Annotated in this window: 26 protein-coding genes and 1 pseudogene; 15 read left to right on the top strand and 12 right to left on the bottom strand. The window is 65.9% G+C overall.

Annotation, left to right across the window (positions count from 1 at the left end):
• Positions 1 to 4: 4 nt before the first annotated feature.
• From A5791_RS19495 to A5791_RS19480, 4 genes are read right to left on the bottom strand one after another with little or no spacing between them, the layout of a single operon-like run.
• Positions 5 to 883 (bottom strand): VOC family protein, encoded by an 879-nt coding sequence (locus A5791_RS19495; RefSeq protein ID WP_067240316.1) that lies wholly within the window; start codon positions 881 to 883, stop codon positions 5 to 7.
• A 14-nt stretch (positions 884 to 897) separates the two neighbouring features.
• On the bottom strand, positions 898 to 1659 hold the full coding sequence (locus A5791_RS19490; RefSeq protein ID WP_067240315.1) for an enoyl-CoA hydratase/isomerase family protein: 762 nt from the start codon (positions 1657 to 1659) through the stop codon (positions 898 to 900).
• The gene (locus A5791_RS19485) at positions 1656 to 2420 is read right to left on the bottom strand and encodes an alpha/beta fold hydrolase (protein ID WP_067240314.1); all 765 of its coding nucleotides are present in this window, start codon (positions 2418 to 2420) and stop codon (positions 1656 to 1658) included. Before A5791_RS19485 ends, A5791_RS19490 begins: the two co-directional genes overlap by 4 nt.
• Positions 2417 to 3484, bottom strand: a complete 1068-nt coding sequence (locus A5791_RS19480; protein ID WP_067240313.1) for a DUF2855 family protein — start codon at positions 3482 to 3484, stop codon at positions 2417 to 2419. Before A5791_RS19480 ends, A5791_RS19485 begins: the two co-directional genes overlap by 4 nt.
• Before the next feature lie 85 nt (positions 3485 to 3569).
• Between A5791_RS19480 and A5791_RS19475 the strand changes: the two genes are divergently transcribed.
• From A5791_RS19475 to A5791_RS19455, 5 genes are all read left to right on the top strand, one after another.
• The gene (locus tag A5791_RS19475) at positions 3570 to 4016 is read left to right on the top strand and encodes an SRPBCC family protein (RefSeq protein WP_067240310.1); all 447 of its coding nucleotides are present in this window, start codon (positions 3570 to 3572) and stop codon (positions 4014 to 4016) included.
• Positions 4000 to 4539 carry a helix-turn-helix domain-containing protein gene (locus A5791_RS19470; protein ID WP_067240307.1) on the top strand — a complete coding sequence of 180 codons (540 nt, stop codon included), beginning with the start codon at positions 4000 to 4002 and terminating at the stop codon, positions 4537 to 4539. Before A5791_RS19475 ends, A5791_RS19470 begins: the two co-directional genes overlap by 17 nt.
• Positions 4540 to 4612: 73 nt before the next feature.
• Complete coding sequence (locus A5791_RS19465; RefSeq protein ID WP_067240305.1) at positions 4613 to 5503, top strand: TIGR03854 family LLM class F420-dependent oxidoreductase; 891 nt, start codon at positions 4613 to 4615, stop codon at positions 5501 to 5503.
• 87 nt (positions 5504 to 5590) lie between these two features.
• Complete coding sequence (locus A5791_RS19460) at positions 5591 to 7783, top strand: hypothetical protein (RefSeq protein ID WP_067240303.1); 2193 nt, start codon at positions 5591 to 5593, stop codon at positions 7781 to 7783.
• Between the two features lie 102 nt (positions 7784 to 7885).
• Entirely contained in the window at positions 7886 to 9343 is a 1458-nt protein-coding gene (locus tag A5791_RS19455; protein WP_067240301.1) for a phospholipase D-like domain-containing protein, read from the top strand.
• A 25-nt stretch (positions 9344 to 9368) separates the two neighbouring features.
• On the opposite strand, the gene A5791_RS19450 is transcribed toward A5791_RS19455, so the two are convergent.
• Complete coding sequence (locus A5791_RS19450) at positions 9369 to 10004, bottom strand: TetR/AcrR family transcriptional regulator (protein ID WP_067240299.1); 636 nt, start codon at positions 10002 to 10004, stop codon at positions 9369 to 9371.
• Positions 10005 to 10075: 71 nt separating this feature from the next.
• Between A5791_RS19450 and A5791_RS19445 the strand changes: the two genes are divergently transcribed.
• From A5791_RS19445 to A5791_RS19440, 3 genes are all read left to right on the top strand, one after another.
• Positions 10076 to 11296: an oxygenase MpaB family protein gene (locus A5791_RS19445; protein WP_067240297.1), complete on the top strand. Its 1221-nt coding sequence runs from the start codon at positions 10076 to 10078 to the stop codon at positions 11294 to 11296.
• Positions 11293 to 11601, top strand: a complete 309-nt coding sequence (locus A5791_RS26580) for a hypothetical protein (RefSeq protein ID WP_156661513.1) — start codon at positions 11293 to 11295, stop codon at positions 11599 to 11601. The genes A5791_RS19445 and A5791_RS26580 overlap by 4 nt, the downstream gene beginning before the upstream one ends.
• 147 nt (positions 11602 to 11748) lie before the next feature.
• Positions 11749 to 12201, top strand: coding sequence for a universal stress protein (locus tag A5791_RS19440; protein ID WP_067240294.1), 453 nt, complete (start codon positions 11749 to 11751; stop codon positions 12199 to 12201).
• Positions 12202 to 12235: 34 nt separating this feature from the next.
• Here A5791_RS19440 and A5791_RS19435 read toward each other — a convergent pair whose 3' ends face one another.
• Complete coding sequence (locus A5791_RS19435) at positions 12236 to 12688, bottom strand: helix-turn-helix domain-containing protein (protein WP_067240292.1); 453 nt, start codon at positions 12686 to 12688, stop codon at positions 12236 to 12238.
• 77 nt (positions 12689 to 12765) lie between these two features.
• On the opposite strand from A5791_RS19435, the gene A5791_RS19430 reads away from it, so the two are divergent.
• The 5 genes from A5791_RS19430 to A5791_RS19410 all read left to right on the top strand — a co-directional run bounded on the left by A5791_RS19430 (position 12766) and on the right by A5791_RS19410 (position 18495).
• Positions 12766 to 13890, top strand: a complete 1125-nt coding sequence (locus A5791_RS19430) for an acyl-CoA dehydrogenase family protein (protein ID WP_067240289.1) — start codon at positions 12766 to 12768, stop codon at positions 13888 to 13890.
• Positions 13887 to 14855: an LLM class F420-dependent oxidoreductase gene (locus tag A5791_RS19425; RefSeq protein ID WP_067240287.1), complete on the top strand. Its 969-nt coding sequence runs from the start codon at positions 13887 to 13889 to the stop codon at positions 14853 to 14855. The genes A5791_RS19430 and A5791_RS19425 overlap by 4 nt, the downstream gene beginning before the upstream one ends.
• 1 nt (position 14856) lies before the next feature.
• Positions 14857 to 15870 carry an NADP-dependent oxidoreductase gene (locus tag A5791_RS19420; RefSeq protein WP_255397723.1) on the top strand — a complete coding sequence of 338 codons (1014 nt, stop codon included), beginning with the start codon at positions 14857 to 14859 and terminating at the stop codon, positions 15868 to 15870.
• Between the two features lie 873 nt (positions 15871 to 16743).
• On the top strand, positions 16744 to 17433 hold the full coding sequence (locus A5791_RS19415) for a GAF and ANTAR domain-containing protein (RefSeq protein WP_067240282.1): 690 nt from the start codon (positions 16744 to 16746) through the stop codon (positions 17431 to 17433).
• Positions 17434 to 17505: 72 nt separating this feature from the next.
• Entirely contained in the window at positions 17506 to 18495 is a 990-nt protein-coding gene (locus A5791_RS19410; protein WP_067240279.1) for a tocopherol cyclase family protein, read from the top strand.
• A 15-nt stretch (positions 18496 to 18510) separates the two neighbouring features.
• On the opposite strand, the gene A5791_RS19405 is transcribed toward A5791_RS19410, so the two are convergent.
• Entirely contained in the window at positions 18511 to 18957 is a 447-nt protein-coding gene (locus A5791_RS19405; protein ID WP_082967029.1) for a GAF domain-containing protein, read from the bottom strand.
• 105 nt (positions 18958 to 19062) lie between these two features.
• On the opposite strand from A5791_RS19405, the gene A5791_RS19400 reads away from it, so the two are divergent.
• On the top strand, positions 19063 to 19986 hold the full coding sequence (locus A5791_RS19400; protein ID WP_067240276.1) for a lytic transglycosylase domain-containing protein: 924 nt from the start codon (positions 19063 to 19065) through the stop codon (positions 19984 to 19986).
• A 55-nt stretch (positions 19987 to 20041) separates the two neighbouring features.
• Positions 20042 to 20953 (top strand): DUF808 domain-containing protein, encoded by a 912-nt coding sequence (locus A5791_RS19395; RefSeq protein ID WP_067240273.1) that lies wholly within the window; start codon positions 20042 to 20044, stop codon positions 20951 to 20953.
• A gap of 6 nt (positions 20954 to 20959) precedes the next feature.
• Here the strand turns inward: A5791_RS19395 and A5791_RS27325 are convergent.
• The 5 genes and pseudogenes from A5791_RS27325 to A5791_RS19375 all read right to left on the bottom strand — a co-directional run.
• Positions 20960 to 21043, bottom strand: a pseudogene (locus A5791_RS27325) (hypothetical protein); the annotation flags it as partial.
• Between the two features lie 28 nt (positions 21044 to 21071).
• On the bottom strand, positions 21072 to 21875 hold the full coding sequence (locus A5791_RS19390) for an SDR family NAD(P)-dependent oxidoreductase (RefSeq protein ID WP_067240271.1): 804 nt from the start codon (positions 21873 to 21875) through the stop codon (positions 21072 to 21074).
• Positions 21876 to 21890: 15 nt separating this feature from the next.
• Positions 21891 to 22541 (bottom strand): TetR/AcrR family transcriptional regulator, encoded by a 651-nt coding sequence (locus A5791_RS19385; RefSeq protein ID WP_067240268.1) that lies wholly within the window; start codon positions 22539 to 22541, stop codon positions 21891 to 21893.
• Complete coding sequence (locus A5791_RS19380; RefSeq protein WP_067240266.1) at positions 22538 to 23683, bottom strand: sulfotransferase; 1146 nt, start codon at positions 23681 to 23683, stop codon at positions 22538 to 22540. Before A5791_RS19380 ends, A5791_RS19385 begins: the two co-directional genes overlap by 4 nt.
• A gap of 13 nt (positions 23684 to 23696) precedes the next feature.
• On the bottom strand, positions 23697 to 24902 hold the full coding sequence (locus A5791_RS19375) for a hypothetical protein (protein WP_067240541.1): 1206 nt from the start codon (positions 24900 to 24902) through the stop codon (positions 23697 to 23699).
• Positions 24903 to 24909 lie beyond the last annotated feature (7 nt).

Here is a 24909-nt window from a genome sequence, read left to right as displayed (position 1 = left end):
GTCGTCAGGCGCCTTGCTTCCCGGGCTCTGCCGGCTCGATCAACAGGGTCGGAACGCCGCACGTGCCGTCCTTCACGCTGAGTACGCGCGTGCCCGGCTTGCGCCCCAAGCGAACCTCGGACACGTCGAGCCCGGCCTCCGCGAGGCGCGCCCGTGCGGCATCGGCGTTCGGAACGCGCCAGGAGAGCCCCCAGACCCGATCGGTTCCGGCGATGGGCCCCGCGTCGCCCAGTGGCTGCGCGATTTCCACGGTGACTCCGCCCACGCGCAGAAACACCAGTCGCGTGCCCCAGTCCGGGAAGCTGCGGTCGAGCGCGAGGCGCAGGCCGAGGCGATCGCGGTACAGCTTGATCGCCGCGTCCGCATCGGATGTACTCACCACCACGTGATCGATCCCCGTGACGATCGCATCCCCGGATCCCACTGGCGCGGCCTGGGGAAGGAGATCCGGCGACTCGTGCTCGATCGCGATGATCAGCACACCGCGGGTTCGTGTTCCGGGCATCAGCACGCTGCGCCAGCGGCGAATCAGCCGGGTGCGGGTGTCGCGGCCGAGACCGGGTGACACAGGCGACGGCTCAAGGCCGTTCGCGGCGAGTTGCGCGTACGCAGTGTCGAGATCGGACGTGGCGAACGCAAGACCGATCGGCCCCTCGCCTCGTTGATCGAGCTGTGCCGCGACCGTACGCCCGAAAGGCCCATCGCCATGCGGCGTTATCAGCTCGAGGTAAGTGTTGTCGAGTCGGAACAGTGCATTCGCCGTGCCCCAGCCCGGATGATCTCCGCGCCACGAAGGGCTCCTGGACAGCAGCGTGGCGTAGCGTCGCGTGGCGTCGTCGAGGTCGCGTACCGCGAGAATCACATGGTCGAGCGCATCGAACACGAACTAAGTCACCTTCAGCGACCCGTGAACATCGGAGCGCGGCGCTGGGCTGCTGCGGTCACGCCCTCACTGAAGTCGGCGGTCGCCTGTAGCCGGGTCTGTTCTTCGAGCTCGCGGGCGGTGGCGGCGGCGACCTCCTCGGCGAGTCCGGCGCGCATGGTGGCGCGAATGCTGGTGAGCGCCAAGGGAGCCGACGCGGCGATGCGCTCGGCGAACCGGAGCGCCGCCGCGCGCACGTCACCATCGGCGGCCAGTTCATCGACCAACCCTGCCGCATAAGCGATTTCACCGCCGAAACGTTCACCGGTGAGCGTCCACTCGAGTGCGCGTTGCTGACCGACGACACGTGGCAACGTGGCGGTGATGCCGAAGCCGGGATGAAACCCGAGCCGGCTGAAGTTGGCCGCGAATTTCGACGAGGGTGCAGCCACCCGGAAGTCGGCACTGAGAGCAAGTCCGAGTCCACCGCCGATCGCGGCACCGTGCACCGCGGCGACGACGGGCTTGGTGGCGCGGAACAACCGGATGGCCTGAGCATAAAGCTCACCGGGCGACAGGCGATCCGCGGCGGGCTGAGAGAAGTCGGCGCCGGCGCAGAAATGCCTTCCCTCCGCACACAACACGATCGCCCGGCATTCGGCTTCGTCGTCGAGTTGCTCGTAGGCGTCGGCGATGCCCTTGATCAAAACGGTGTCGAAGTAGTTGTTCGGCGGCCGATGGATCTCCACCACGGCCACGTGGCCGGCGAAATCGACGCTGACGTCCGGAGTGCTCAAATCTGTTCCAGCAGTTCGCGTACGGCTGTATTGAACGCCTCGGGCTGGTCCATGTTCGCCGCATGCCCCGCGTTCTCGATGACGACCTTGCGAGAATCCGAGATCTTGCGGTGCATGTATTCGGCCCCGGCCAGGAAGTCGGTATCCTCCGCCCCGACGACCACCAACGTGGGAACGCGGATGCTGTCGAGCGATGTGATGACGCGAGCGTCCTTCTGCGCCATGACACGGCGGGCGGCGCGCGGCAATCCCTCGGGATGCTCATGCACCGCTTGGGCGAGTTCTGCGGACATGTCGGCCGGCATCTCGCCGCGCTCGAGTTTCTGGGCGCGTCGCTCTACCCACGCGTTCCACTTCTCACGGGCTTCGTCGTTGCGGTAGCCCGGTCCCGTATCGACCAGCACTAGTCCGGCTACCCGCTGCGGATGGGTGAGGTGAAAGGCCAGAGATAGGTAGCCGCCCAACGACATTCCTCCGATGACTGCTCGATCGGCACCTGCGGCGTCGAGAATGGCCGCCATGTCCGCGACGCTGATCTGCGCGCTGTAGCGGTCCAAGTCGTCGGGCGCGTCACTGCTTCCATGCCCGCGCTGGTCCCAGACGATCACCGGGCGGTCGGCACTGAGGGCATCGATATTGGGGCCCCACATGCCCGCGGTGGCACCGAAACCGTGCGTCAGCAGAAGCGGCACACCCGGCGCCTGCGGGTTGTGGACCTGATATGCGAGGGCGACGCCGTCGTCGCGCTTTAGTCGGTTCACAGATCCACAATCGTGCCGGCCCTGGGGTCGACTTTGCCGTCGAGCAGCTCGAGGTAGGCGCGCTGGATGTCGTCGGTGCTCGAGATCCGTTCGACCCGAAGCCAATTCGACGCCCACTCGGCAAACGGCGTCCATGCCTCGGCGACGTTGAGGTCGAGTTTCGCGGTGCCCCAGTCGGAGCCGCGTTTCTTGATACGGTCCGGTGCGAAGAAGAAGACGGGGCTCGGGCCCGCGAGATGTCCGCTACCTTGCGCCATCTCGGTCCAGTGCGTCATGCCGACCGCAGCGCTGTGGGCGAGGCGGTCGCCGTAATGGGAATGGACGGCGGTGCGGATATTGCCGTCGCCGGAGATGTCGATGTAAACGGCACGGTCGCCCGGCAACTGAGAGATGTCGTCGTATCCGCAAACCGAGTCGTAGACGTCCAGCCCGGTGACGAACTCGCTGTTGCCTGCCGAGGTCAGGCCCACGATCTGGATGCCCTCACGCTTGGCCAGAAGGTAGGCCGCGATGATCGCCGTTTTCGACGAGGCGCTGGAGATCACGATCGTGTCCGCACCGAAAAAACCCTCGTCGGCGACGAAGTCGTCGATGAGGAACGACGTGAAGAACAGGGGAAAGAAGAGGATGTGTTCTGCCTCGCGATCGGCCGAGTACACCGGATCGGTCTGTACGTCGCGGTAGCCCTGGTAGGCCGAGGGCAGCGCCGCGCGGTGCGGGGCGGCGTCGATGAATCCCTTCTCGTTGATGCGGTCGGGGATGACCAGCAGGTGGCTCGCACAGGGCAGGTAGCCGTAGACGCGCGTGCCCTGCGCCAGGTCCGGATGTCGCGATTCCTCCACGTGCGCGTAGCCCCAGACGTTGAGCTTTCCCCAGTCCGGATCCGAGGCCGGGAAGAAGTCCCAGTACTTCATCGCCTCACCGAATACGGCGTAGGTGATGTTGTTCGACGTCAGCCCGAACGACTCGACGCGAAGCAGCGCGCCCCCATCCTTCGGCGACGGAGCATCGCCGAAGAGGAACCGGGTCTGGTGCAAATCTTTGCGATGCAACTCGAAGTCCATCAGGCGAGCCTATGAGCGTGTGCTCCGGTGGGAAAGACCGAATCGGACTAGCCGCCACCTCGCCGAATCATGTACCATCTGGTACATGTTTACTGACAGCGGCGTGGATATCGATGCACCAGCGTCCCTGGTATGGGAGGTGTTCAGCGATGTTGAGCGGTGGCCGGAATGGACCGCCTCCGTCACCAGCCTGGTCGCCCTCGACGGACCCGGACTAGCTGTCGGCAAGCGGTTCCAGATCAAACAGCCGAAGCTGCCCACGCTCGTGTGGGAAGTGACCGAGGTGTCACCGGGGGTGTCGTGGACCTGGGCGCAACGTTCCCCCGGCGGCAGGACTGTGGCCACTCACACGGTGACGTCGGTCGCCGATGGCCGGACGCGGGTAGACCAGAGGCTCGACCAGCAGGGTCCGATTGGGGCGATCGTCGGCCGACTGATGCTCCGCACGACGCGTCGCTACCTCGAGATGGAGGCCCAAGGCCTCAAGGGTCGCAGCGAGCAATTGCGGCAATCCCTTGGCCCGCACTCGTGACCTGAGTCGACGCCAGCAGCTTCTGGATGCGCTGGTCGAAGAGTTTGCCGCCGCCGGCATCGGGGACCGTTCGCTGCGCGAAGTCGCCGCTGCGGTCGGGACCAGCCATCGCATGTTGCTCCATCACTTCGGCTCCCGGGACGAATTGCTGCTGGCGATCGTGGAGGAGGTCGAACACCGGCAGATGGCCGTCCTGTCCGAACTGCCAGTCGAGCCCGCCGGCAGCTTCGCCGCAATGTGGGAAATGCTGCGCCGGCCTGAGCTACGGCCGTTCGAGCGCCTCTTCTTCGAGTGCTATTCACGCGGGGTGCAGGGCGAGGAGCCCTTTGTCCGCATGGTGCCCGGCGCTGTCGACGCCTGGCTGGCCGAAGTGGACAAGGCGGCCGGCGGTGACGCCGACGCGGCGTTGGTGCGCCTTGGCCTGGCTGTCACCCGCGGACTGCTGCTTGATCTGGTGGCTACCGACGACGACGCGGGCGTCACGTCGGCGGCGCACGCGTTCGCGGAGCTTCTTCGGCGCTGAGCTGGTAGGCCCGGGACACAAATAGCGGGCCCCTTGTGTTGGTCTCGTTACGGCTACACGAAGGGAGACCCGGGTGAAGATTCGCTTCGGTGTCGGACTGGGTGCGAACACCGCGCCCGATCAACTCGGCGACATCGTCGACCATCTGGAATCCGGCGGGGTGGACTCGCTGTGGTTCTCCGAGCTGGTCTATTCCCCTGCGGTGGATCCGATGGTTGGGATGGCATACGCATTGGCACGGACCGCCCGGTTGAAGGTGGGCACTTCGGTGGCGGTATTGCCTGGTCGTCATCCGGTGTTGGTTGCCAAACAGCTGGCCTCGCTCGCCGCACTCGCGCCCAAGCGGGTTCTTCCCGTCTTCGGTCTGCGTTCGGCAATTCCAGCCGAGCGTGAGGTGTTCGTAGTCTCTCACGGCGAGCGGGCAGCTGTGTTCGACGAGTCGCTGCGGGTGCTGCGCTCGGCGCTGCTCGACGACTCGGTCACCTACCGCGGCAGGTTTTTCACGGTCAATGGCGCAGCGGTCGCACCGCGACCGGCGCCTCCGCTGGACATCTGGCTGGGCGGCTCCTCGCCCCCGGCGTTCCGTCGCATCGGCACGCTGGCCGACGGCTGGTTGGGTAGTTTTCTCACGCCTGACGAGGCCCGCAAGGGACGCGAGGCGATCGAACTGGCTGCGGCGGAGGCGGGGCGGCGAATCGAGGCCGATCACTTCGGCATTTCGCTGGCCGTAGCCAGCTCCGCCGACGGCGACTTGCCGGCGGAAGTGGTGGCAGCGGTGCGCCGGCGGCGTCCCGATCTCGATCCCGGCGAGTTGGTCGCCGCCGGGTGGGACAAACTGCACCGTCAACTCGACGCCTACCTGGACTCTAAATTGTCGAAGTTCGTCATCAGGCCCGTCGGTGGGGCGCCAACGGACGGCTTCATCGATCGCTTTGTCGCCGAACTGGTCGGTCGCCAGAACTGAGCACCGGATCCTGGTGACTCAAAACGCGGCCTGGCGGGTACAGAGTTCGCAAGCCGACCGCGCGCCGCTGAGCCATTGGAGTTTGCCATGCAACGACCCGACACGATCATCGAAATTCATCGTGAACGCGTCCAGGATCAGACGGCCGACATGTTCAGCGGCGACAGCTACACCGAGTCCGTCGACGGCACGGGCTACTCGGCGACGGCCACGCTCGATCTCACGGTGGACCGAGTCTGGTTCATCCTCGATTCGCATCAGCGGTTGTGGCAGGAGGAATCCGACGGCGAAACCCGTGATCCGTTGCGGCATTTCGCGATCGACCTGGTGATCTTCAATTCGAAAATCGTCATCGACTCGGTCACCTGCATCCCGTTGGTCGAGCTGCCGCCGGCGACGATCACCGTCCCGGACGGTCCGCGCGCCGGGGAAGCACGCGAAATCCCGTACAACGAGATACCGCTTTTCGGCCGGTTGACGATTCACGATCAGCTCGAGCCGCATCAAACAGAGCCGGGTAAGCAGACGATCGCCCTGAACTTCGGCGTGCAAGACGCTCCTGTCCTGCTGGCCACCTCGCTGCGGGAGGAGTACGCCCCGCGCCTGTTCGGTCCGCACATCGAGCGCCGTGCCGCCGGTGAAACCGCATTCACCGGACAAGACCCGCGAATCACCTGGGAACTCGACTACGCCGAGGCGTATTGGATAACGCACAGCATCGCGGGGGAGCTGATGGTGAACCTGGAGAAGCTGCAGCACCCCGGCCTGGCCGATGAGGAGGCGAGGGACAGGGTGCTCGACTCGCTGGCTGCCCAGATCGCCGATGCGATGCGGCCGAAGCTCGCGGAGATGGGGGAGGAAGGCATTGTCAATCTGCTGCCGTCACCGCTGGAAATCGACCCCGATGCGCAGGACGACAGCACGTTCAAGGCCCTTGACGCCGTCGTGCAGCGCTTTCATGTCGGCGCGTCGTCCGACGCGGCGTTGCCCGAGAATGCCATCCACGAATCCATGGTGGTCCAGCTGCAGACGCTGCGCGAACTTCCGGCCGGCGAGGATCTGCCGGCGTCGATCCTGGCCGAAAACCCACGGGAGAAGGCCGGATTGGCCGTCACCGGGTGGAGCATTCTGCGGCAAGTTCGGGACACCGTGATGAACAGCTTCGGTCTCGACGAGAGCGACTTCGACGCCGAAGCGCCGTGCCTGCTGATGGGCCCGAAGACCATCAGCATCGGCGGTCAGGACCGAAGCCTGGACTCTCTCGACGCCGATATCGTGCCCCGAACCGAGGACGGGCGGTTGGTCGTCGACGGCACCGTGAGCGCCGATACCAAGCTCTACGACTTCAAAGCCAACTTCAAGGTGACCTACGAGATGGGCCTGGACGACATACCGCGTGACCCGAAGGGGGAGGAAACTCAGCGAGTTCACGGAACCGTGGAGAGTCTGGAGCAGGAACTGCGCGAGGCCTCCGAGAAGAAGCGCACCGGTGAGCTCAGCCACCAGGACTACGAGGCAGTCGTCAAGCGGGTCAGCGAGCGATTCGGCGAGCTGCCCAGGACCGTCGGGGTGCGACCGGCGCAGAATCCCGAAGAGCCGGATGTGAATGCGGACTTCAACCTTTCGTTGGCAGGCAAGGCCGCCACCGCCGCCGGGGCCGCCGCTGTCGTCGGTCTGCTCGCGCTGCCGGTCACCTGGGCAGTGGGGGCGGCGGGTGTGGGTGCGGCCGGTGCGGGCGGATTGCTGACGCTGGCGATCGCGCAGTACCTCACGACCCTGCTCACGATCGACTGGTTTGGCACCGGCATGGGGTCCCGTCAAGTCAAGAAGTCGCTGAACGATCGTCCCGAGGGCACCTTGCTGCCCCCGATCGGCATACCGGTCGACGTGAACCTCAACCGTCAGCGCCTCGCCGTGTACTTCCGCGCGCTGCCCGGCAAACTATGGGTCAGTTGTGCCACGGTCCAGAAGGACGACGACGATCAGGAAGACAAGGACCGCAACGACATTCGGCTCGTCGGTGGCCGGTGGCCGACCGACGGCCAGCCCTGGAAGCTGTCCAGCGATGACGCCGTCTTGTTCGTCGATTCCGGAGAATTGCAGCTCTTCCTGGATTCCGACGGTGGCGGTGGGGAAGGGTCGCCGATCGGTGTCGCCACCGCCGAGGACGGGCGACGCCAGCTGCGGGTGGAGGGCGGGGACCCCGACGAGTTGCATCGGCTTCCGCAGTGCTCGGTCACGCCAGGAGCCGCGATCGAAGCCGCAGACGAGGAGCAGTGAGGACCGTCCGTCGACCGGCTTGTCTCGATCGATTTGGCGCTGAGCCGGAATGTGTTGGAAACTGGGCGGTGTCCGCGTCCAACAGCAGTTGAGAGATCCCGAGTGCCCGACGATCGATTGCTGACTCCCGGCCAGACATGCTGGCGCATAGAGCGTGCCGACCAGTTCGCCTGCATCGTCGATGCTGCCGACTACTTCAAGCACGTCAAGGCGGCGATGCTGCGCGCTCGGCACCGAATCATGTTGATCGGTTGGGATTTGGACGCCAGAACGTCATTCGAACGAGGCGCCAAGACACTGCCCGGTCCCAACCAGCTGGGTGCCTTCCTTTATTGGATGGTGTGGAAGCGGCCGGATCTCCACGTCTACCTGCTCAAGTCCAACCTGCGCCTGCTGCCCGCCTTCGACGGCATCTGGTATGGGCTCACACCGGTTTCGCTGGTCAATCAAATTACCAGCAGGCGAATGCATTTCGCTGTCGACGGCAAGCGTCCGACCGGCGCCGTTCATCACCAGAAAATTGTGGTGGTCGACGATGCGGTGGCGTTCTGCGGTGGTATCGACCTCACCATCGGCCGATGGGATACTCCTGCGCATGAGCAGCGCAGCCGTCATCGACGGGCGCTTGGGCGCAGCTACGGCCCTCGCCACGACGTCGCGGTGGCAGTCGACGGCGCCGCCGCGCGGGCACTGGGCGAGCAAGCCCGAGCCCGATGGCGGTCCGCGACCGACGGATCGTTGCGGCCGGTCGAAGCCAAACACGTCGCGTGGCCCAGCGGACTGGAGCCGGCATTGCACAATGTCGAAGTCGGAATCGCGCGAACTTTGCCAAAACTGCGCGGGCGCAAGGAGGTTCGGGAGGTCGAGGCGCTGAACCTGGCGGCCATAGCGGCGGCCCGGCACACCATCTACCTGGAGAACCAGTATTTGGCAGCCCGGCGCATCGCAGACGCGCTGGCGGCTCGACTCAGGGAAGACGAAGGTCCGGAGATCGTCATCGTCCTTCCTCGCAAAGGCAACAACCCCCTCGAGCGCGGAACCATGGACGGCGCCCGGCACCGGCTCATTCAAGTGCTATGGGCCGCAGACGATCACCACCGACTGGGCGTCTACTGGCCCGCGACCGACCGCGGTACGCCGATCTATATCCACTCGAAGGTGCTGGTGGTCGACGATCGCCTGTTGCGCATCGGATCGTCGAATCTGAACAACCGGTCGATGGGATTCGACAGCGAGTGCGATCTCGCCATCGAGGCGAATCCGGATGTGTCACAACACGATGACGTCCGCCGGCAGGTCACGTCGACGCGTAATCGATTGGTGTCCGAACACCTCGGGGTTTCCGTCGGCGAGTTCGAGAGGACGATGGCCGAAGCCGGGTCATTCCTGAAGACCGTCGAGTCGCTGCGCGGGCAGGGCAGGACGTTGCGGCCGGTGACCGAACGCACGGTGTCCGACGAGGCGAGTCCGCTCGCGGAGAACGATCTGATGGATCCCGACCACGTTCCGCCGTCGCTCACCCGAAGCATGCAGCGGCTCATCGCAGGACTGCGGCGATGATCGGGGCGTCGAAGCGGCGCGCGAGCTAGCCCGACTGCCTGACCCCACGCACCACGGCAACGCACAGGTCAGCGCAGATGGCGGCCAGCTCATGAGTGGTTTCGCGGGGATCCTGGAGCCAGGCTTCGATGATTTGGTTCACTCCGCCGACCATGAACACCGCCCCGCGGCGCAAGTCGGCTGGATTCGGTCTGAAACCGGCGAGGACGTCCGGGCTGTACTGGATGACCAGGTCGGTGATCATGTCCAGGATGTGTGTGCGGTGCTGCGCCAGGCCGGCAACGCTGCTCACGTCGCCGGTGGCAATGCGGTGGACGTGGGGGTCGGCGGCGATGATGTCGAGGAAGGCGGTCAGCGCCGAGCGGAGCTTGTCCCTGAGCGTGCCGGGGTCGCCGACTCCCGCGACGACCATTGCGTCGAGCAGTTCGTCGCGAACGTCGTCGGAGACGGCGAACAGCAGCGCGTCCCGGTTCGGAAACTGCTCGTAGAAGTAGCGCGGGATCAGGCCGGCCGCGTTGCACACCCCGCGGACGGTCACCTCGCTGACTCCCGATTCTCCCCAGATCTGCCGTCCGGCAGCGAGCAGCTTGCGGCGGCGTTCGGCGCGGCGGTCGGCTGCGCTGATGCCGCCGTAGTCCCGCACCACTTCCGCGCGTTTCATTGACAGCAACCCTACCCGGAACCTACCTTTGGAACACGAGCGTTATCCAAACTGCGCCTCAAGGAGCGGTGATGAACCTGCCTGTTCCGGCTCGCCATCCCGACAAGCCGTTGCCGGTTCCGGCTGCCATCTCGTTGTCTGCGCGGCTGTTGGGCTTGCGTGAGCCCACGCCGGAGCAGTGGCGCAGGCTGGGCGAACGGCTCACCGTCGGCGACGAGCCGATGGACCGCCTGGTCGAGTGGATGGCGTCCGCCGGGATGGAGCAGATGCGCCCGCTGTTCGACCGGGCGCTTAACGAGGGCATCGCGAACGTCCCCGAAGCGCCGGACCCGTTGCGCGACTTCTTTGTTGGGGTGGAGGCGGTTCCGGATTGGGTTGACGCGCGCAAGCTACGCAGAGGACAACGGGCACTGCGCAGAGGCGGCGCCGACGGCATGTACGTCGCCCGCGACGTGTCACTTCTGGGCGGCTACCAATTCTCCGAATTCAACAAGACGCTGTTGCGGACCGGGGCGCTGGAGAAGGGCTCGAACAAGCGGTTCGCGGAGACCATGCAGTGGGCAATGGACGTCATCTCCGACGGCGGCCTGGCGCCGTTGGCCGTCGGTTACCGCTCGACCCTGCGAGTGCGGTTGATCCACGCGCTGGTGCGTCGCTATGTGTCAGCGATGGCCGACTGGCGCGCCGACGAATGGGGCCTGCCGGTCAATCAAACCGACATGGCGGCAACGTTGGTGGGCGCGCTCATTGCGCCACCGGTCGGCGCGATCGGGATGGGAATCGTTCCTACGCCACGCGACCTGGAAGCCATCGCGCACCTGACCCGCTATGTCGGCTGGCTGATCGGCGTGCAGGACGAATGGCTGCCGCACAGCTTCCGCGACGCGATGCGCGTCCTCTATCACACGTCTACCGCACTTGCCCGCCCCGACGAGTCCACCAAGCAGCTGGCCGTCCCGATGGCCGACGACCCGCTGGTGTGGCACTACCGCAGCATGCCGGGACTGCGCCGCCGAGTCGCACGGGCGCAGCACCTGTCGGTGACCAGCGGCTTCCTCGGGCCGCGGGCGATGCGCGCGCTGGGCCTGCCGGCCTACGTGCCGCCCTGGTATCCGCTGTTGCGGATCCCGGTCAACATGACCCGCAGCGTCGCGGCCCTGGCCCTGCCCGGCGGTATGGACCGCGCGGCGGCCCGCGGACAGCGTGAGCAGAAAGCGCTGCTGCACACCATCATTGGCGACGGCAGCGCGACGATCGGCGACTCGGCCGCGCACATGGACAGGGTCGCGTGACGATTTTCTCGCCGATGGCCAAACTACTTGCCGGAACTGGGTTTTGGGCGGCGGCTGTGGTGCTCGCGCCAATTGCCCATGCTGACCACACGGTTACAGCTACCCAGGCGTGCGCGGAGGCGCTTCCGGGATCGATACCTGTGCAACTGACTTTCGAGCTGTCATGCCAAGACCCGGACGTATGGAAAAGGCAGGGAACGCTGCCGGGGACCGAAGCAATGCCTGCCCTGATGGCCCGGGTCTTTCCCGGTTCATACCGGGTCAACCCCGCTAACCGCTGGTCGGACTGGGTGATTCCGGACTGAGCGTCTGGCGCGGCGTGTACCACGTAATGCCTTGTGCCACAACCCTTAATGCAATGCCAGCTAGACCGCCCGTCAGCTGATGGGACCAAACTGGTTTGGTTTGGCCTGATTGCGGCTAGTTAGTTGTCGAAATCTTCGGGAGGATTCATGAGCAAATACAAGGTTGTGGTGGTTGGTACCGACGGATCGGAGACGTCGTTTCGCGCGGTTGACCGCGCTGCGGCGATCGCTGGGGACTCGGGAGCAAAGCTCATTGTCGCCTCAGCGTTTCTCGATACCGATCATGACCCTGCCGGACCCGATCCTGATCAGCCTGGCAAAGAGGAATATCGGACCGAAGGCAACGCGCCCGTCTACGAAATGCTTCGCCAAGCCGCAGGCAGGGCGCGTGACGCCGGTGCCACCGACGTCGAGGAGCGTGCCGTAGAAGGCGCTCCGGTGGACGCGCTGGTGCAGTTGGCCGAGGACGCTAAAGCTGATTTGCTTGTGGTCGGAAATGTCGGCGCCAACTCGATCGCCGGACGGGTCCTGGGTTCGGTTTCGAGGGCTGTTTCTCGTCGCGCCAAAACCGAGGTGCTGGTAGTCGAAACCGAAGATTGAGCACCGAATTGCGTTCCTCGCGGGCTGAACGGCGTCAGTAGCCCGGTCCGGCTTCCGGTGTCACATTCCGTGCGGTGATCTCGTCGCCGCAGTGCGCGCAGATCAGGCGCGGATCCGCGATTTCACCACAGCCGTTGTGACGCAGCACGATCGGCGGCCCGTTCGGGTGCGGCAGGTGCTCGTCACCCCATTGCATGAGGACAACGATCGCGGCGAAAAGGTCGTGACCGGCCTCGGTGAGTCGGTACTCGTGGCGCTCCGGGTCTCGCGAATAGGGCACCCGGTCCAGCAAACCGACCTCCACGAGCGTGCGCAACCGCGACGAGAGCGTGGGCCGCGGGATGTTGAGGTTACGAGCGAGCTGGCCGAAGCGCTGCACGCCGAAGAACGCCTCGCGCAGGATGAGCAGGGTCCAGCGCTCGCCGACCAGCTCGAGGGCGCGGCCGACCGACTCGCCTTCGAAGCGGTGAGACAGATCGGCCGTCATAGTTCAACAACTGTACCCGGTTCAATTGCTGAACCATAGGTGGTAACGTAATTGAACCGTCCGGATCAGGAGCCGCGATGAATCACACGGATATCGAGATCGTCGCCGAGAAGATCGCGCTTTCGGCCCGTGAAATGTCGGCGGAGATCGACCGCGAACGCCGACTCCCAGACGAATTGGTTACCCGCCTGAACGAGGCCGGGCTGCTACGCGCCACCATGCCGCGCGAAGTAGCGGCGCCCGAGTTGTCGCCCGGGCTGACTCTGAGATGCGCCGAAGCGCTGGCTCGAGGCGACGCATCGGCGGGTTGGTGTGTGTCGATCGCAATCACGAGCGCCCTGCTGGTCGCATACCTGCCTGCATCCAGCCGTGAGGAGATGTTCGGCGGCGGACGGGGTGTCGCGGCAGGTGTGTGGGCGCCACGCGGTACGGCGAAATCGGTCGACGGCGGAGTCGTGGTGTCCGGGCGCTGGCCATTCTGCAGTGGCATCAACCACGCCGACATGTTGTTCGCGGGATGCTTCGTCGACGATCGGCGGGTGCCGTCCGTCGTCGCGATACCCAAAGCCGACCTGCGGATCCTCGACACCTGGCACACGCTGGGTTTGCGCGGTACCGGCAGCCACGACAGCGCCGCCGACGAAGTCCTCGTACCCGCCGATCGCGTCTTCTCGGTGTTCGACGGTCCGATCCTGGACCGGCCGCTGTACCGGTTTCCGGTGTTCGGGTTCTTCGCGTTGTCCATCGGCGCGGCGGCGTTGGGCAACGCGCGCGCCGCGATCGACGACCTTGTGGAGTTGGCCGGCGGCAAGAAGGGCCTGGGATCAAGTCGCACGCTGGCCGAGCGCCCGGCCACCCAAGCGTCGGTGGCCGCCGCCGAGGCATCGCTAAGTGCCGCTCGCGCACTGTATTACGAGTCGATCGAGGCCGCCTGGCAGGCCAGCCAGGCTGACGACGCAGTGCCGGTGGCGCTCCGCAACCGCCTGCGTCTGGCCGCCACTCACGCGGTACGGACCTCGGCTGACGTGGTGCGCGACATGTACGACCTCGCGGGTGGCAGCGCCATCTACGACGGGGCACCTCTGCAGCGCCGGTTCCGCGACGCGTTCACCGCCACCGCGCACTTCCAGGTCAACGAGGCCTCTCGTGAACTGCCCGGTCGCGTCCTGCTCGGCCAGTCCGCCGACGTGTCGATGCTGTGACGAATTTAGAAGTCGCCCTGCCGTTTTGGCTCGACCGACCCGACGACGAGGCAATGGACGTCGCGGCGGCGGCGTCCGAAACCGGGTTCGATGCGGTGTGGGTCGGCGAGATGGCCACCTACGACGCCTTCGCGCTGGCTACCGCGATCGGGCTGCGCGCGCCCGGGATGCCGCTGAAGATCGGGCCGCTGGCCGTCGGCGTTCGCGGACCGGTGACGCTGGCGCTCGGAGTAAGTTCCGTCGCGTCCCTCACCGGCGGCCCGGTGGACGTCGCCCTGGGCGCCTCGAGTCCCGCGATCGTGACCGGGTGGCATGACCGCCAGTGGTCGCACCACGTGCCGGTCATGCGCGAAACCATCGAAAGTCTGCGTTCGATATTGGCCGGTGAACGCGTCGACTACAACGGCCGCTACGTCAGCAGCCGCGGCTTCCGCCTGCGTCACGCCTGCCCAGACACGCGAATTGCATTGGGGGCCTTCGGACCCGGGATGATTCGGCTGGCGGCGCAGCACGCCGACGAAGTGGTGCTCAACCTCGCTTCGCCGGCCCGCGTCGCCGAGGTTCGCACGGCAATCGAGACTGCGGCGACAAACCGTCCCGCACCGCGCCTCACCGTGTGGGTGCCGATCGCGCTAAATCCCGGTACTGCCGCGCACACCCAACTGGCGGCTCAGCTGGCCGTCTATCTCGCTCCCCCCGGTTACGGCGAAATGTTCAGCGCACTGGGTTTCGACGACCTCGTCCGCAGGGCCCGCACCGGCGCGACTCGCCGCGAACTGGCCGCAGCCATCCCGGTCGAACTGCTCGACGAAGTGAGCGCACTGGGCTCCGTCGACCGAATTACGTCCCGGCTGAACGCATATCGGCAAGCTGGAGCCGACTGCGTCGCGGTGGTGCCCGCCACCGCTGAAGACCCGGGGGCGCGGGCAACCCTGACCGCGCTCAGCTCTGCCATGGAGGTGTGAATTGCCCGTCAACACTGTGTGCCGTCTGGCTGCCCGTCCGGTCGGCATGCCCAAGCCGTCGGATTGGGACATCGCCGACGAGCCCGTCGGGAGCCCGGCCGACGGCGAGTTTCTGGTGCGAGTCGAGTACCTGTCCGTCGACCCGGCGATGCGGACGTGGATGAACGCGGGGCGGTCCTACGTCCCGTCCGTGGAAATCGGCGAGGTGATGCGCGCCGGTGGCATCGGACGCGTAATCGACTCGCGCCACCAGGATTTCGCGGTGGGGGATTACGTGTACGGCTTCTTCGGGGTGCAGCGTTACGCGATATCCGGCGGTGACGGTGTGACGCCGGTGGACACCACGCTGGCGCCCGCGCCGGTGCATCTCGGCGCGCTCGGCATCAGCGGGCTGACGGCCTACTTCGGCTTACTCGATGTCGGTCGTCCGCAGCGGGGCCAGACCGTCGTCGTCTCCGGTGCGGCCGGGTCGGTGGGCAGCATCGCCGGACAGATTGCGCGGATCAGCGGGTGCCGAGCGGTCGGTATCGCCGGCGGCGAGGCCAAGTGCCGCTGGCTGGTGGACGAGCTGGGTTTCGACGCGGCCGTCGACTACAAAGCGGGTGATCTGCGTAGACAGCTGAAGACGCACGCCCCCAACGGTATTGACGTGTTCTTCGACAATGTCGGGGGAGAGGCTCTGGAGGCTGCGCTGTCGCGGCTGGCGCGGGGTGCGCGAGTCGTGCTGTGCGGAGCTGTCTCGCAGTACAACGCCACCGGTGAGCTGCGCGGACTGGGTAACTATATGCAGCTGCTGGTGGCGCGGGCCTCGATGACGGGCTTTGTGGTTTTCGACTACGCCGATCGGCATGCCGAAGCCGTTGTGCAGCTTGCGGAGTGGCTGGACAGTGGTGAATTGCATTCGCGAGAGCAAGTCATCCACGGCGATGTCGGCGACTTTCCCGATGCCTTGTTGGCGCTGTTTCGCGGTGAAAACACCGGGAAGCTCGTCCTCGCGCTCGACGGTGATTCCTAGCCGCTGGTCGCTTGTTGCGCGCCAAGCGATTTGTGTCGTGAGGCGGACGAAAAGGGTTCGCGTGAAGGTGCCCGCGTGGTCTCAGGCTTCGAGTGTGAATCGTCGGCGTTGCGGGTGAATCGTCGGCGTTGCGGGTGAAGCCTGGGCGGAAAGTCGCGCCGATTCCCGCCCTCCTTTCACACTGAAAGCCGTCAGTTCACAACGAAAGCCGTCGCTTCACACTCAAGGTCGCCGGCGACGTGCTGGCCGGCATGCACAGCGTCAGCCTTAAGGCGCAAAGCTCCAATTTCGCAATTGCCCAACCCGTTTCGGGCTGAATGAAGATTGCGTGCGGGCCGGGGCAGCTTGGTGGTGCACAGAACCGGTTGGCCGGGTGTTTCTCAAGCGTCTCATCCGTCACAGAATCTCGGGTGTATGTCTTTTGTCCGCCTCCGAGCGACAACCGCTGCGCGGCAGGTCAATTTGTCGCTATGAGTTGGACAAAAAGACACGAAGCCTCTTTCCGGCGACGGGAGTGACCGGTGTGGCTGATGATGCACTTAGCCAGTTTTCAAATCCCAATTCGTCGCTCACTGGTGGACCAGAAACACCTGCTTTTCTTGGAGTGACGGCAGTGGCTTAGCAGGCTCACCTGTCCGAGCGCCCCTTCTCAACTCCAGGCGCCCTGAGCGTCTTGGCGGTCTCCCAACTGCTCTGGGATGCCCGCCAGAAGATGTATCGGTACTTTCCGGCGCAGGAGGCACTGCCGGCCGGGACGGCGATGTCAGCGGTCAGCGCCGCACGCTGCGCTCGTAATCCCTTGCCCCACTGGCTTATTGCCGCCGCTCGGGCTCAACGGGTTTAGCTACCGCCAAATGGGGCAAACTGAAGCGCATGTCTCAGCAATCCAGCCATGAGTTGGCGGTTCGCATGGCCGAGCTGGCCCGTGCGGTGGCCGTCCCACGCGGGGCTGAAGACATTTTCCAGGAGGTCACCACCGCCGCGGTGGAGCTGATCCCGGGTGTCGACACGGCCGGAATCCTGCTGATCAAGAAGGGCGGGGAATTCGAGTCGCACGCCGGTACCGACGGGCTGCCGCACGAACTCGACGAACTGCAGCACACCCTGCAGGAGGGACCCTGCATGGACGCCGCACTCCACGACGTCATCGTCCGCACCGACGACTTCCGCAAGGAAACCCGCTGGCCCGCATATTCGGCTGCCGTCGTCAAGCTCGGTGTGCTCAGCGGGATGTCCCTCCGGCTCTACACCCACCAACGGACGGCCGGCGCGCTGAACCTGTTCGGCTTTCAGCCGACGGAGTGGGATAGCGAGCGGGAGACGATCGGAACGGTGCTTGCCGCCCATGCCGCCGCCGCGATCATGTCCCACCGCCACGGCCGGCAGCTCCAATCGGCCCTGTCGAGCAGGGACCGCATCGGGCAGGCCAAGGGCATCATCATGGAGCGCTTCAACGTCGACGACGTCCGTGCCTTCGACATGCTGAGACAACTTTCCCAGGAGGACAACACCCCACTCACCGAAATAGCGCAACGTGTGATCGACACCCGCGGCGATTCCTGAGCGGACCGACCCTCTGCCGCGCGCCGACGTCGTCCCGGTTCGATCAACCCGTCGCGGGGTATCAACAGTGCCGTGGACATCGTCGGTTCTCTTGCACACACCGGTCAGCGGCTTGTTTCAATCTATCGGAGGACCGGGGCCGATCTGCCGTTCGGGGATCCGCTGCCGTCGCACGGCACCGAGATGGAGGGGTGGTTCTGGCGGCTTTCGGACCCGGTCGACGAGCGGGTGGTGGTGGCGCTGTGCAGCGCGAACCGTCACCCGGAGGGCGACTGGTCGACCGCCGCGATTGCTCTGCACCCAGGCGGAGTGGTGCGTTCTGCCGCGATCGACGGCGTCAGCGCTGACCGAACCCGCTTTTCGGTGAAGGCCCGCGCGGGGTCCGACATCGTCGACGCCGATCGCGATCAGCTCAGGATGGTCATCGGCGACAGCGAGGTCAACGTGAAGCTCACCCAGGAATGCCAGTGGCCCAAGGCATTTGGTGGTGGCGGGGCGTTCTCGTCGGTACCGTTCCTGAACCAGTATTGGCATCCCTACCGGCTGGGCGGCAAGGCTTCGGGTACGGCGACCGTCGGCGACGAGACTTGGACGTTCACCGACGCCACCTTGTACTGCGAACGCAACTGGGGCGCGGGCTTCCCGCTGCGCTGGTGGTGGGGCCAGGCTCATGACTTCGGCGGGGACGACGTGTGCGTGGCATTCTCGGGCGGCCTGCTGGAGCTGGGCCCACTGAAACGAGATGTCACCGGAGTCGTTGTGCGACTGGGAGATCGGGTGCTACGGATCACTCCGCCCGCGCTGGTGTCGTCCAGTTGCGACGGACACCGGTGGCACATCGACGCGCGCACCGCGCGCTATCGGGTCGAGCTGGACGGACAGGGTGTCGGCGCGGGACCGCACGTGCTTCCGGTGCCGCTGCCGGCCGAGCGCCGCAACATCGACACCGACTACGAGTACCTGGCCGGTACCCTGCGGTGCAGGGTCCGCGAATGGGGCCGCACCATTTTCGACGGCACGTCGCAGCTCGCCGGCCTGGAGATCGGCAGCCGGCCCGGCTGACGGCCTCCGGACAAGCTACTGTCGTTCCCAGGCGTCCCAGATCCGTTGTGTCTCTTGGCTTACCGACGGGTGATGATTCTGCTGGAAGTTCCGCCCACCCCGGCCGAAGGTGGCGACCACCGCGTCGGGCACTTGCGGTTCCAGCAGCGGCTCGGGCAGCCAGTCACACGGCCGCACGTGTACCAGGTCGACGGCCGCGGCGGCCGGATCGTCGTCATAGCGGTACTCGCCGCAGATCCGGCCGAGCCGGAACAGCCCGTCGGCATCGCGGGTCCACACGAACGAACCGTCCGCCGCCGCGGCGAACCGCGCGACCCGACTGGCCAGCCGGTCCTGTTCGCCCGGCCCACGCACCAGGCGACCGAATCCACACAGACCGAGCCGGCGCGCACGTTCGATAGTGGCGCGGGCGTCGACGGCGTCGCTGCGGGATCGCATCGGCGCTCGGTAAACGGCGGTCATGCTGGACATCATTCGCCCACCGTTTCGATGCGCGCGCACAGCCAGCCCGTATAGTCGAGCCATTCAGCGTCCGGCATCAGCCGGCGTCATTCGCAAGGAGCAAGGATGCATACGGCTCTCGCCCGCCGATCCTGCGTAAAGCGTTGCAGCACAGTACTGTTCGCTGTCACGATCGTGTTTGGCCTGGGCGCGTGCTCACCGGCGCGCACCACGTCGACCGGCACGCCGTCTCCGATAGCGACCACGCTGCCGGCGCAGCCGGCGTTGGCGTCGGACCCCGCGGTGCTCGGCGCCGATCTGGCCGCCGACGAGCAGACCCTGCGCGACCCGTCGTCGCCGGAGGGTGCGCTGGTGTCGGCAGCGCTGCGTCAGCAGGCCGCCTACCGTGCCATCGGTCGGCACCCCGAGTGGGAGGCAACCGCGCGTGGGAAAATTCCGGCTTCGCTCGTCGGCGCCTACGACCGCAACGTCTCTGCCCGTCACCACCTCACCGCGCTCAACAGGGGAGAAGCCAAAGACACGCTGCCCGCCTGGCGTATCGAGTCCCCGGCGCCCGCCGATGTACTGCTCGGCCTCTACCATGACGCGGAGGCGGCCAGCGGCGTCGGCTGGAACTACCTCGCGGCGATCAACCTGGTGGAAACCGGCTTCGGCCGCATCATCGGGCCTAGCACCGCAGGCGCGCAGGGTCCCATGCAATTCCTGCCCTCGACATTCGCCAGCTACGGCAACGGCGGGGACATCGCATCGCCGCATGACAGCATCCTGGCGGCCGGTCGCTTCCTGGCCGCAAACGGCTTCGCGAGCGACCACGACCGCGCCATCTTCGCCTACAACCACTCCGGCGAGTATGTCGGCGCAATCAACGACTACGCCGCGGTGCTGGCCGGCGACCCGGCCGCGTTCGCGGGCTACTACCGGTGGGATATCTACTACTTCACCACATCGGGTGACGTGCTCCTGCCCGTCGGTTACGCGCAGAGCCAGCGCATACCCGTCGCCGACTACCTGGCGAGTCATCCGCAGTAGACGTTCACCACGGTTACCGGCAACGGGTAGCCTGCAACGCGATGGTGGGCACGCGATGAGTGCAGGTCTGTTCGGACTGCTGGACGACGTTGCGCTTCTCGCGCGACTGGCCGCCGCCAGCGGTCGCGCGACAGCCAAGACCGCGGGAGTCGTCATCGACGACACCGCAGTGACGCCGCAATACATCCACGGCATCGCGGCCGAGCGCGAGTTGCCCATCATCAAGCGCATCGCCAAGGGATCCCTGCGCAACAAGCTCGTGGTGATCCTGCCCGTCGCGATGCTGCTCAGTCAGTTGGCGCCGGTGCTGCTGAGCCCGATCCTGATGCTCGGCGCCACGTATCTGTGTTATGAGGCCGCGGAAAAGGTGTGGGACAGCATCCGCGGCCATGAAGGCGAGGCGGCGCCGGCCGACGAAGACGGCATGGTGGCCGGGGCGATCCGGACCGACTTGATCCTGTCCGCCGAGATCATGGTGATCGCCCTCAACGAGGTGGCGGACCAGCCGTTCGTGCCGCGGCTCGTCATCCTCATCGTGGTTGCCCTGGTCCTCACCGCAGTGGTGTACGGCGTCGTCGCCGTGGTCGTCAAGATGGACGACGTCGGCCTGAGCCTGACGCAGACCACATCGCGAATCGGGCAGAAGGTCGGTGGGGCGCTGGTGGCCGCGATGCCCAGGGTTCTCGCGACGCTTTCGGTAGTCGGAACGCTGGCGATGCTGTGGGTGGGCGGCCACATACTGCTGACCGGGGCCAACCGCCTGGGCTGGCACACCCCGTACGACTTGTTGCACCACCTCGAGGATCAGGTTCGGCACGCGGTCGCGGTGGTCGGGGGCGTGCTGTCCTGGCTAGTCGAGACGGGAGTATCCGCGGTCGTCGGATTGGTCGTCGGAGCCGTGGCGTTTGCGGTCGTACGGCTGCTGTCGTTGGTGGTGCGGCGAGTTCGCTCCAGCTCGTCGCCGTAGCAGCGGCTAGTTGATCAGGGTGAACTGGCCGACGTCGGTGTAGTGGTCGCGGAACAGGTCCGAGCATCCCCTCAGGTAGTGCACATAGATTGCGAGTGCCCGTTATGACGAACCTCCCTCAGATAAAGTCCGAGCCGCCGTCGACGTTCACCGACGCGCCGGTGACATAGCCGTTGCGTCGCGAAACCAGGTAGGCGGTGATCGACGCGATCTCTTCGGGGAGCCCGGCCCGGCCGAGGTCGCACGGCTGATGGAAGTACTTGTCGATCCAGGTCATGACGTCGGACGGATTGGTGGCATCGAGCCCCTCCGCGGCGAGGACGTCTTTGAGCTGTTCGGTGAAGCTGGCCGTGACGATGGTGCCGGGGCACACGCAATTCACCAGAATGCCCTCGCTGGCAAGGCTTTTCGACAGGTTCTTGGTGACGCTCGAGAGCGCCGCCTTCGATGCCGTGTAGGCGACGATGCGCGGGTTCTGTCGCTGGATCGAGTGCGCCGACAGCGTCACGATGCGAGCCCAGTCAGCCGCACGCAGCAAGGGCAACGCCGCGCGAATCGAGCGCACCCCCGACATGGTGCCAAGGGTGAACGCGGCGTCCCACCCCGCGTCGTCCAGCTGCTCGAAATACCCGTCGCCCGGTCCGATGGTGTGTACCAGGCTGTTGAGTTGACCCCAACGCTCGGCTACAGCGGCGAAGCCGGCCCTGATCGATTCGGCATCGGCCATGTCCACGCTGATTCCCACCGCGTCCGGAGCGCCGGCCGCCCGAAGCTTTTCCACCGCGGCGTCGAGTCCCTCGCGGTTTCGGGCCATCACCGCCACGCTGGCGCCTTCGGCCGCCAAGGTTTCCGCGATGGCCAGTCCCATGCCCTTGCTGCCGCCGGTGACAACGGCTCTTGATCCCGCAAATCCCAGATCCATCGCGCCTCCTTGCGATCAGTGCGGTGCCGACAGTTGTGCGATTGTCTCGGGCGCTGTGCCCAGTCCGCGCAGGCAGAAAGTGAGCAGATGCCGGCGGACATCGGCACGCTCGCAATCGCCTGTCGCCCACTGACGTTCAGTGCTCGCCCACACCACGCCCTGAATGGACTGCGCAGCACTGACGGGATCGACGTCGTGAAACACGCGCAGCGCGACTCCGCGGTGCAACTGTTCGATCAGTGGCTCGAGCATCGAGGCGTAAGCAGGCTGAATCAGGTCGGGCGCGGCGAAGATCTGCGACTGCGCCTCCAGGGACAGCCGGCGCAGATCGGATTTGACGCTCTCGTCGAACGCCAGGTCGAGTCGTCCGTCGATCCAAGCCGCCACCGCCTCCACGGGAGTCGATGCGTCCGCCATCTTTCTTCTCAGCCTGAGCATCTCGACGCGTGCCATCTCCAGAAAGATCGCCGCGACCAACTCGTCCTTCGAATCGAAATGGCGGTAGAAGGCGCGGGTGCTCAGCCGCGCGCGTTCCAGGACCGCCGAGATGCTCAGTCCTCGAACACCCTGCTCCCGAGCGGCTTTCGCCGCGGCGTTAAGAATGGCGACACGCACATCGGGGTCGGGGGGAAGCTTATTCCGCCGCCGCGTTGCCGGCCGTGTCATGCGCTCGCGTCGTAGGTGCGCAGGTACTGTGCAAACCGTTCCCGGACGCCGTCCGGTGTCAGGCCGTAGTCTGCCAGGTCGTAGTCGTGTGCCCCGCGGGAGCCGGGCTGGTGCTCGCTAGCCCACTGCTCGACCGAACGCAAGGTCGCGTCGGTGAAGTCCAGCCCCAGGGATTCGTACGCCGCCGCAAGGGTTTTCACCGGGTCGCTCTGCAGGTCGGCGAAGGCCACGTCGGCGAACCGGTCGTCGCCGGCGCGCTCGCGGAAGTCCATCGCTCGTCGCACGGCCTCGGCCCAGCTGTCCAGTTGCTCGGCGCCGAGTTCTTCCGGGTCGTCCCGCTCGCTACTCCAGCTACGGACATACCGGATGAGACTGCATACCGAGCCCATGACTTTGGCCGGATCACGGTGGCTCCACATGAATTTCGCGTTCGGGTACGCCTCGACGAGCGCATCGAGGGCGAACATGTGCACCGGCGTCTTGAGATGCCAAAGAACGGGTGGACAGTGCCACTGCAGGAGTTTGAGCACCCGGCGGTGGAACGTGTAGGTCTCGCGCATATCGCAATTCATCAGCCACGCAACATATCCCGGAACGCGTACGACTCCGTCGAAATGGAAGGTACGAAAGCTCATACCCATCAAATCCTGACATTCGGTCGGGGCCGTAGCCTCGGAGTTGTACAGCGTCTTCATCAACGGGAACATGTCGTGCAGCATCTTCAGGCCTGCTTCGGCCTGGGCGATGCGGGGATCGGTGTGCTGGGTGGCAGCCTCGGGTGGCGGGGTGGGGGCCTGCGATTCCCACATCCGCAGCGACCGGAACTGCGGGTCGGCCGCCACCAGTTGACTCAATGCCGTTGTGCCGGTGCGGGGTAAGCCGATCACGAAGACCGGTCCGCCGACGACCTCGTCGGCGATCTCGGGGTGCCGCGCGTAGGTGTCCTCGATCTTGAGGCGCTGGATCAGGGCGTTGCTGATGGTGGCGTGCTGGATGACCTTGCCCATCTCCGACAGGCCGGCCTCGGTGTTCAACGCTTCTACGGTGCGCTCCAAGCCTTCCCGGTAATAGGGCGAGCCGAAGTCGTCGAGGCCGGTCGCGGCGCGGGCCCCATCCTCCAGCTGGTCGGCCGAGAACGTCATCTGGCTGAAAACCTCATCGTGCGAACCTTTCGGCTACCGCGCGGCGGCGCCGCGCCAGCACGGACGCCCGCTCGTCGGGGGTGATCTTCCTGGTCTGTGCGGGCAAAGCTGAGGCGACGTCATCGAACGAGACCAGCCGGGTGCTCGGTGTCGGGGCCGTTGCGGTGCGCACGCACCGCAGGATCACCGGGCCGTTGCTGAAGCCGGCGGTGTCAAGCCAGTTCGCGACTCCCGGATCGCGTCCGCACAGCACGACCCGGACCAGCCCGTCGGAGTCCACCACGGCCTGATGCCCGTTCAGGCTGGACTGGTGGCGACCGTAGTGGATCGTTTCCCACCACGGGTTGCCAAGCGAATAACTCCAGTACACGCCCTCGGGTGGTTCGACCTCGAGGATCAACGCCTCGTCAGGCCCAAGCTCCCAGCGGCCGATCACGGGCTTGTTCTCCGCGGCCGCGCCCATCGCGGTGCGGTCGATCGGCGGCAAGAACCCGTTGGCCGGCGCCGCGGCACCGAACTGCAAAAAGAACTGCAGGTTGTCGTGAACGAAGTCGCCGAGCGCGACCAGTTGCCGGGACAGCGCAACGTCCGGATCGACCGACGGCGTCGCGGCTTCGACCGGGCCGCCGAGGCTTTCGATGTGCAGCGAGGACGGCACCTCGGTGTCCCAGTCGTAGAAGAAGTGTCGCACCGTCAGGGTGGGATGAGCTCCCTCGATGCGCATCCAGTTGCCGTCCCGCTCGTCGGCGGACAATACGACCTCGAAGTTGCCGTCGGCGTCTACCTCAAGTTCGTCGACCAATTCGTTTGCGGTGGAGACAATTCCGTTCATGGTCTGCAGCCCGACATAGCGGGCGGACCCGCGGTTGCCGAAGAGCCGATAGCTTTCACCGCCGCGCAGGGTGGCGCGGGTGTAGATGCAGTCCGGGCACTCCATACCCCAGCTGATGATGTCGTCGGTGCTGGTGCGCCGTACGGCGAGGATCGGATCGGGATCGAAACGCAAGGCCTCGTCGATGCCGGCGGCAAGCAGCACCAGTAGATGCCGCATACCCGAGGCGAAATCGAACCGGTTCCGATTCACCGGATCGGATTCGACGATCTGTGCCGCCTCCCCGAGCCGGCGCGTCAGATGCGACCACGCGCGCGGCAGTGCCAGGCCGGCCTCCGGTTCGGCGGCCAACGACGCCTCGGCGATCGAGAAGGGTAACCACGCCATCGGCCTA

The organism is Mycobacterium sp. 852002-51163_SCH5372311 (assembly GCF_001667115.1).
Lineage (GTDB): Bacteria > Actinomycetota > Actinomycetes > Mycobacteriales > Mycobacteriaceae > Mycobacterium.
The sequence above is the reverse complement of the archived record's forward strand: the minus strand, read 5'-3'. Positions and strand labels throughout refer to the sequence as shown.